Consider the following 8,562-nt stretch of genomic DNA (forward strand, 5'->3'; position numbering starts at 1 on the left):
ACCGCAAAACAACGAAGAGCGCCCACAAGGACGCCCTTCGCCATGGAAATCTCGTTGACCAGCGCGGTTTACATGGAAAAGAAGCCGAACTGAGCCGCCACGTAGGCGACCAGAATGATAATCACCAACACCGGGGCGATGTACTTGATCATGATCGTCCAAGCCGGCGCGGCCTTGAACGGGGCGGAGACACGCACCTCGTCGATGATGGTCTTGGGCTTCACGATCCAGCCGACGAACACGCAGGTAAGCAGCGCCACGATGGGCATGAGCACCGAGTTGGAGATGAAGTCGGCGAAATCGAGGATCGAGGAACCGGCCCCGAGGGGCTCGATGAACGACAGCCCGTTGTAGCCCGCATTGATGATAGCTCCGGCGATGACCACGAACGCGATGACGATGCCGAGGGCCTTGGCGCGCGTGCACTGAAGGCCGTCGTGCACAATGGAGACGAGCGTCTCCACCAGCGAGATGGCGCTCGTCAGCGCGGCGAACAGCACCAGCAGGAAGAACAAAAAGCCGATGATGGTGGCCATGCCGCCCATGTCGACGAACACTGTCGGCAGCGTCACGAACATGAGCGAGGGACCCGCCTTGGCGGCCACCGCGTCGCCGGAGCCCATGGCCACGAAGGCCGCAGACACGATGAGCAGGCCGGCGATGAAGGAGACGCCCAAATCGAAGCCGCCGATACGCACGACCGATGAGGTGAGGCTATCCTGCTTGCGCATGTAGGAGCCGTAGGTGATCATGATGCCCATGGCCAGCGACAGGCTGTAGAACATCTGCCCCAACGCGCCGATCACGAGCTCCGGCGAGAACTTGCTGAAGTCCGGCGTGAGGTAGTACAGCGCGCCCTCCACGGCACCCGGCATGGTGAGCGTGTAAATGGCGATGGCGACGGCCATAATGATGAGCGCGGGCATCATGAACAGGTTCGCCTTCTCGATGCCGCCCTTCACGCCCAGGCCCACGATGACGAACACGATGGCCATGAACACGAGCATCCAGATGTAGCTCTCGGCGTTGGAGGTGATGAAGCCGGTGAAGAAGTCGCCGCCGTCGGCTAAGGCCTCCGGTCCGTTCACCAGGTAGGCCGCCGTGTACTTCGTCACCCAGCCGCCGATGATGCAGTAGTAGGGCGTGATGATGAAGGGCACCGCCGAGGCCAGAATGCCGATGAAGGCGTACTTCTTGCCGAAGGCCTTGAAGGCACCGATGGCGGACTGGCCCGTCTTGCGGCCGAGCGCCGTCTCCAGCAGCAGGAGCGACACGCCGAAGGTGAACACGAGCACCACGTAGGTGAGCAGGAAGGTGCCCCCGCCGTACTTCGCCGCCAGATAGGGGAAGCGCCACATGTTCCCCAGGCCCACCGCCGAGGCGGCCGCGGCCAAAATAAACGCCCACTTCCCCGACCAGGAAGCGCGCTGCTTCTTAATCTCTCCTGCCATAGTCTTCCTTTCCCATTTCCAAGGCGCCCGCGCGCCCTCGCCTACCTTTAAGGAACGGGCGGCTGCATCGCGCACGGTGCAGCCGCCCGTTGAAACTGTGTGATTATAGCGTGAAATTGACCTGAACACCCCGTGTTTCCGAGAAACGGAGAGCGCGGGGCGCTGGGGGCGAGGGTGCGGGGTGCTACTCGAACAGCTTCACCGCGCGCTCAAGCTGGCTCACGATTTCGATATGCTGGGGGCAGACGCTCTCGCAGGCGCCGCACTGGATGCACGCGCTCGCCTTCCCGTCGCCGGTGTTCCAGTCGTAGTTCTCCTGGGCGCGGTAGGCGTCGCCCATCTGGTCATAGATGTTGAGCGACTGCATGATGTTGTTGATGTGCACGCCCTCCGGGCAGCCCTTCACGCAGTAGCGGCAGTCGGTGCAGGGCACGCCGGGCAGCGACTCCAAGGCCGCCCGAGCCGCGTCGATCACCTCGTACTCGGCCGGCGTGAGCGGCACGCCGCCGCGCATGATGGCGGCGTTCTCGGCCACCATTTCCGGCGTGTTCATGCCCGAGAGCACGGCGATCACGTTCGGCAGCGAGCCGGCGAAGCGAAGCGCCCAGGAGGCGAGCGGGGCGCCGGGCTCGGCCGCGCGCAGGATATCGGCCACCGAATCGGGCAGCTTCACCAGCGTGCCGCCCTTCACCGGCTCCATGATGACCACGGGCAGCCCGCGCTCCTGGCATACCTCATAGCATTTGCGCGACTGGATGATATCGCTCTCCCAGTCCACGTAGTTGATCTGCAGCTGCACGAAGTCCACCTCGGGGTGGGCGTCCAGCACGCGCTCAAGCTCCTCGGCGTTGTCGTGGATAGAGAAGCCGAACTTCTTGATCTTCCCCTCGGCCTTCTTCTCGGCGCAGAACTCCCACAGGCCGTACTCGTCGAAGGGCGGCGTGAGGGTCTCGCCCAGGTTGTGCAGCAGGTAATAGTCGAAGTAGTCGATGCCGCACTCCTCAAGGGAGGTGTCGAACATGGCGCGGGCCTCGTCGGCGTCCTTCGCAAGCCACGCCGGCAGCTTCGTGGCGATGGTGAACGAGTCGCGCGGGTAGCGCTCCACAAGGGCCTTGCGAAGGGCCCACTCCGACTTGCAGCCGTGGTAGCCGCGGGCCGAGTCGAAATAGGTGAACCCGGCGTCCATGAAGATGTCCACCAGCTCGCAGACCTTGTCAATGTCGATGGACGTGGGATCATCTGCGTCCTTAAGCGGCAGCCGCATGAACCCGAACCCGAGCGGAGCCAACTTCCCTACAGTCTCCATGGCACTCCCCTTTTCTTGTGCGCACGCGCAAAAATTACCGATGCGCTTATCATAGCAGGTTAGTACCCTACCGACCAGAAGATGAGGCCGCAGGCGGGGGCGTTTTCGCCGGCGGCCTGGCGGTCGCGGGCGGCAAGCACCTCGGCGACCCAGTCGGCGTCGCGCTGGCCGCGGCCCACCATGACGAGCGTGCCCACGATGGTGCGCACCATGGAATGGAGGAAGGCGTTGCCCCGCACGGTGACGACACGGTGCGGCTCGCCCAGAATCTCCTCGGAGGCGATGGAAATCTCCTCCACGTTGCGGCAAGTCGGCTTGCCGACGGCCGAGGCGGCCATGCAGAAGCTCTTGAAGTCGTGCTCGCCAATGAGGTGCAAGGCGCCCCGTTCCATGGCGGCGATGTCCAAGTTCGGGCCCACGTACCAGGCGGTGCGATCGGTGAATACCGGCGGCGTATCCCCTGTGGCGAGGAAGTACTTGTACTCGCGCCACTGGGCATCGAAGCGGGCCGAGAAGCCCCGCGGCCGCTCCTCCACCGCGCGTACAGCAATGCCCTCGCAGGTGAGCGCGTTCAGCGAGCGCCGCAGGTTGTAGGGCGTGCGGTCGCGCAACTCGCACCTATCGACGTCGAAGGAGACCACCTGCCCGCGGGCATGCACGCCGGCATCGGTGCGCCCGGCGCAGACCACGTCCACCGATCGGCGAAATAGCAGCGAAAGCGCCTGTTCCAGCTCCCCCTGCACCGTGAGCTGCCCCGGCTGCTTCGCAAACCCCGCAAACGGCGCCCCGGCATAGGCCACCGTCGCCGAGAACGTGAGCTCCCGCTCGCATGCGCCCGCCCGCTCTTCCAAACTCGGTCTATGCAATTCCTTCCAAATCACTTCACTCATTTACTACTCACTTTTCGTTCGTAAAGTCAGCGAGAGGCTCTGGCGCGTTTCAGATTCGCCCGCCTTTGGGCCAAGTTGGCTTCGCCAACGCCGAGCCCAAAACAAGGGTGAATATGAAATGCACCAGAGCCTCGCAGCGTCGAGCAGTCCGTGCGTCCCGTCAGGGCGCACGGAACGACTAGGCGATCATAGCTTCCGGGCCGAAGAGGTCGCGGATCTCCGCTTTCAGCACCGTGGACTGGGCATCTACCGACACCGGCAGCTCGGCGCGGAAACGGCGGCCGTCGGCCTGCTGCACGAACAGCACTACGCCGTCGCGGCCCGGGTACGAGCTCAGGATGCGGCTCAGATGCGCCGAACGGTTCTGGTCGAAGGAGCGCGAGGGCACCCGCAGCTCCAAATGGCTCGGCCGCGCGTCCTCCTCGTTAAGCTCCAGCGCCTCCAGTTCGAAGGCCATGATCTGGTTGCCACGGTCGCCGCTCTCGAACTTGCCCTTGATCTTCGCGATGACGTCCTCCTGGATGACCTCGGCGAAGTCGTCATACTTGAAGCAGATGCATTCGATGGAGCCGGTGGTGTCCTCCAGCGTGAACGTGGCCATCTTCGTGCCGCGCTTCGTGAGCTTCGTCGCCACATTCGAGATCATGCCCACGAACACGCCGTTCTTGATCTCCTTGGTCTGCTCGGAGAGCGTGCCCATGTCGTAGCGGGACATACGGCGCAGCGTGCCCTCATAGGGGGCCAGCGGGTGCTCGCTCACATAGATCTTCATGATCTCCTTCTCGTAGGCGAGCTTGGTGCGCTTGTCCCATTCCACGCCGTCGGGAGCGGGCACGTCCTCCTGGAAGCCGGAGTCAGCGTCGTCGGCGAACATGTCGAACATGGACACCTGGCCGGCATCGCGGTCCTTCTGACGCTTGGCTGCGCCCTCGAGCAGCGGCGTCTCCTCCACGAAGTACATGAGCTGCTTGCGGGTGTAGCCGGTGGAGTCGAAGGCGCCGCCCTTGATGAGGGCCTCGAGCGTCTTGCGGTTGTAGCACTTCGCGTCGAGCCGGTTCACGAAATCGTGCAGCGACGTGAACGGGCCGTTAGCCTCGCGCTCGGCGATGATCTCGTCGGCGACGTTCTTGCCCACGCCGCGCACGCCCACCAAACCGAAGCGGATGCCGCCTTCGACCGGGGTGAACTCGGCACGGGAGGCGTTGATGTCTGGCGGCAGTACCGGCGTGCCGTTCTTGTTGCAGCTGGCGATATAGCGGATGAGGCGGTCGGTGTTGCCCATGTAGCTGGTGAGCACGGCGGCCATGAAGTCGTTCGGGTAGTGCGCCTTCAGGTAGGCCGTGCGCATCACGAGGATGGCATAGGCGGCCGAATGCGATTTGTTGAAGGCGTACTTCGCGAACTTCTCGGCGTCGGCCCAGATCTGCTGGGCGATCTCGAGCGGGTAGCCGTTGGCCACGGCGCCCTCGTCCCAGTCGGCCTGCAGCTGGCGCATGATGTCGAGCTTCTTCTTGCCCATGGCCTTGCGCAGCTTGTCGGACTTGCCGGCGGAGAAGCCGGACATGGCCATGGAGATCTGCATGATCTGCTCTTGGTAGACCATGGTGCCGTGGGTCTCTTCCAGAATGGGGCGCAGGCGGTCGTCGTAGTAGTGCACGGCCGCCGGGTTCTTCGCCGCCTTGATGTAGTCCTCCACCATGCCGGACTCGAGCGGGCCCGGGCGGTTCAGGGCGATGGAGGCCACGACGTCGGAGAACTGCTTGGGAGGCAAACGCTTGAACAGGCTCACGTACAGGGCGCCCTCCACCTGGAACAAGCCGTCCATGTTGCCGGACTGCATAAGCTTGAAAGCCAGCTCATCGTCGGTGGGAATCTCCTCCGGAACGATCTTCGTGCCCGTGCGCTCCTCGATGTTGCGGCAGGCGATGGAGAGCACGTCCAAGGTGCGCAGACCCAGGAAGTCCATCTTGAGCAGGCCCAGGTCCGGCGTGTAGTGGCCGTCGTACTGGGTGATGATGCCGCCGCCCTTGGTGTCGCGCTTCATGGGCACGTGATCGCTCATGGGGTCGCGGCAGATGATGGTGGCGCAGGCGTGCACGCCCTCGCCGCGCACGTGGCCCTCGATGGACTTCGCGGCGTCGATGATGCGCTTGACGTCCTCTTCGGTATCGTAGGCCTTCTTCAGGTCGGGATTAGTCTCCAGCGCCTTGTCGATGGTGATGCCCAGCTCGTCGCCGATCATCTTGCAGATGCGGTCGCCCACCCCGTAGGGGTAGTCCAGCACGCGGGCCGAGTCGCGCACGGCGTTTTTGGCCTGCAGCGTGCCGAAGGTGATCACCTGGGAGACGTGGTCCTCGCCGTAGACGTCCTTGATGTGGTTGATGACCTCTTCGCGGCGCCCCTGCTCGAAGTCGACGTCGATATCGGGCATCTCCACGCGCTCGGGCGAGAGGAATCGCTCGAACATGAGGCCGTTGGGCATGGGGTCAAGGTCGGTGATGCCCATGGCGTAGGCCACGATGGCGCCGGCGGCCGAACCGCGGCCGGGTCCCACGCCGATGCCCTGGCTACGCGCCCATTCGATGTACTCCTGCACGATGAGGAAGTAGGCCGGGAAGCCCTGCTGGATGATGATGCCCATCTCGTAATCGGCCTGCTTCTGCTCGCGCTCGGGCACCGGGGTCCCGTAGCGCTTTTCCAAGCCCTCTTGCACGCGCTTGCGGAACCACGATTCCTCGGTCTCGCCCGCAGGCAGGGGGAACTTCGGCAGGATGGGCTCGCGCTCTAACGTGACGTCGCACTTCGCCGCCACTTCCACCGTGTTGTCGCAGGCCTCGGGGAAGTCCTTCATGGCCTCGCGCATTTCCTCTTCGGTCTTCATGTAGAACTGGTCGTTCTCGAACTTCATGCGGTTCGTCTGGTTGACCGTGCTTCCGGTGCCGATGCACAGCATGATGTCCTGGGCCTCGGCGTCTTCCTTCAGCAGGTAGTGGAAGTCATTGGTGGCGATGGTCTTGAGTCCCGCGGCCTTCGCCACGCGGGTGAGCTCGTGGTTCAGCTCGGTCTGGGTGAAGCCGGCGTCGGTGCGGATGCCCTGGTTCTGCAGCTCGATGTAGAAGTCCCCCTCATCGAAGCAGCTGGCGAACTTACGGGCCCATTCCACGGCGTCGTCGAAACGGCGCTCGTCGAGCAGCTTCGGGATAACGCCGGCGATGCAGGCCGACGAGCCGATGATGCCGTGGCCGTACTTCTGCAGCATGGAGAAGGTGGTGCGCGGCTTGTAGTAGAAGTTGTCCACATGGGACTCGCTGACGAGCTTCAGCAGGTTATGGTAGCCCTCGTTGTTCTTCGCCAGAAGCAGCAGGTGATACAGCTTCGGCTTCACGTCCTTGCGCAGGGACTCGTCGGGAGTGAAGTACACCTCGCAGCCGAAGATGGGCTTCACGCGCTTGCCCGTCTCCTTCTCGACGGCGTCGCAGGCGTCGGAGAGCTCCACCATGCCGGACATGACGCCGTGGTCGGTGACGGCCACCGCCGGCATATCCAGCTCGGCGGCGCGGCGCACCATGTCCTTGATGTGGGTGAGCCCGTCGAGCAGCGAGTATTCCGTATGGTTGTGCAAATGGACAAATGCCATCGTCAGCCCCTTCGATAAGGTCGGCGGCGCACGAGTTCGTTTATGGTGTGATTACGCGCACTGTGTCGTATCATGCTGGGTCGAAAGCGCGCGGCTGACGTGAGGACCTCCCCGCTGCTTCGCTTCCCTTTCGACCGCTCTCAAGTTTCGTCGTTTTCTCGGCTGCCATGATACCAGCCTGTCGCCCCACGGTGTGCGAACAAACAGTGAGTTTTGCATGGAATGCCCTGGGAGCGCAAGCCAGCGGAAGCACCATCAAACCTAGAATTCAATCTCTCCGTAGTCGAGGCCGTGCATATCACGCATCCATTGGAAGAATTCGTCGCAGTTCATGACGGGAACGAGGCCCTGGGGGAAATCGAGCTGGTTGCGGGTAATAAGCGCGTCGGCTCTAAGCGCCAGGGCGATTTCGTAAAGGAGATAGCCCTCCGGGTCGTGCCACGAGGCGGCGAGCATCAGGTCGATCTCCCTCTCGCTCGCTGCGAACACGTTGACGAAGGTGCGCAGGCCCCGCAATTGCCCCATGACGGCGTCCATCTCGCTCGCTCGTCCTCCGTTGGAAAGAATGTACACAAGAGCGGTCACCTGAGACGAAGAGATCCATAGCTCGAACTCCCCCACCCGACCGCCAATCATCAGCAGCCGAGCCTTCTCGTAGAACGGCTCGCGTTCATTCAGGTAGTCCACAACCACGTTGGTGTCGAGAAGTAGCTTGGCTTGGGCCATGTCACACCAGCCCCTTGGCGGCGAGACGGTCAAGCTTGATCTCGGCCTTCGTCATATCGTCGAACCGTGTTGAGCGCTTGCGCGAGAGGCTGTCGACAAAGTGCGCCGCCGATGCCCACCGCTCGCCCGCAGACGTATCGCCATCTTGCAAAAGGAAGTCGGCGCTCCCCTCCTCGATCAGCCGGTCGAACAAGAGGTTCACCGCCTGGGAGGCGTTCATTCCATCTCGCTTGAGCACACGAAGCCCCTGCTGCTTTTTCCGCTCCGGCATCCGCCCCGTCACCATCGCATCGGTCACAGTGACCTCCTTTCCGATGTACAACATTTTGAGTACAACCTTTGAGAAAGTCAAGACTACTGTTTATCACTTGTTCGGTCGACGAACTACCCCGAAATCGCATGAAATCTCGAGTTGTTAGCGTCTCGGGGGTGCGGACTCCAAGTTGGACACCCAGGTGTCCGGAAGGGAGTTCGAATGTACGACAAGAGGGCCAAGCAGGATGCGCTGGATCTGTGGTTCTCGATGCCCGGCGAGATGTCCGTGGATGACTT

The 8,562-nt window shown here is 62.9% G+C and carries 6 protein-coding genes; all 6 read right to left on the reverse strand.

What is annotated here, in order from left to right:
- Positions 1–68 precede the first annotated feature (68 nt).
- Positions 69–1,451, reverse strand: a complete 1,383-nt coding sequence (locus GO707_RS11100) for a sodium-dependent transporter (RefSeq protein WP_114540209.1) — start codon at positions 1,449–1,451, stop codon at positions 69–71.
- A gap of 184 nt (positions 1,452–1,635) precedes the next feature.
- A complete protein-coding gene (locus GO707_RS11105; RefSeq protein ID WP_114540210.1) occupies positions 1,636–2,757 on the reverse strand; it encodes an aldo/keto reductase in 1,122 nt (373 codons plus the stop codon).
- A 59-nt stretch (positions 2,758–2,816) separates the two neighbouring features.
- Complete coding sequence (gene truA, locus GO707_RS11110) at positions 2,817–3,647, reverse strand: tRNA pseudouridine(38-40) synthase TruA (protein ID WP_114540211.1); 831 nt, start codon at positions 3,645–3,647, stop codon at positions 2,817–2,819.
- Between the two features lie 178 nt (positions 3,648–3,825).
- Positions 3,826–7,284, reverse strand: coding sequence for a DNA polymerase III subunit alpha (dnaE, locus tag GO707_RS11115; protein WP_114540212.1), 3,459 nt, complete (start codon positions 7,282–7,284; stop codon positions 3,826–3,828).
- 261 nt (positions 7,285–7,545) lie between these two features.
- On the reverse strand, positions 7,546–8,010 hold the full coding sequence (locus GO707_RS11120; protein ID WP_114540213.1) for a type II toxin-antitoxin system VapC family toxin: 465 nt from the start codon (positions 8,008–8,010) through the stop codon (positions 7,546–7,548).
- 1 nt (position 8,011) lies between these two features.
- Complete coding sequence (locus GO707_RS11125; protein ID WP_114540214.1) at positions 8,012–8,308, reverse strand: RelB/DinJ family addiction module antitoxin; 297 nt, start codon at positions 8,306–8,308, stop codon at positions 8,012–8,014.
- Between the last annotated feature and the right edge of the window lie 254 nt (positions 8,309–8,562).

The organism is Adlercreutzia rubneri, from assembly GCF_009755265.1.
Taxonomy (GTDB): domain Bacteria; phylum Actinomycetota; class Coriobacteriia; order Coriobacteriales; family Eggerthellaceae; genus Adlercreutzia; species Adlercreutzia rubneri.

Coding starts and splice junctions, on each gene's coding strand:
- GO707_RS11100 (WP_114540209.1), bottom strand. CDS start 1,451: ATGGCAGGAGAGATTAAGAAGCAGCGCGCTTCCTGGTCGGGGAAGTGG.
- GO707_RS11105 (WP_114540210.1), bottom strand. CDS start 2,757: ATGGAGACTGTAGGGAAGTTGGCTCCGCTCGGGTTCGGGTTCATGCGG.
- truA (WP_114540211.1), bottom strand. CDS start 3,647: ATGAGTGAAGTGATTTGGAAGGAATTGCATAGACCGAGTTTGGAAGAG.
- dnaE (WP_114540212.1), bottom strand. CDS start 7,284: ATGGCATTTGTCCATTTGCACAACCATACGGAATACTCGCTGCTCGAC.
- GO707_RS11120 (WP_114540213.1), bottom strand. CDS start 8,010: ATGGCCCAAGCCAAGCTACTTCTCGACACCAACGTGGTTGTGGACTAC.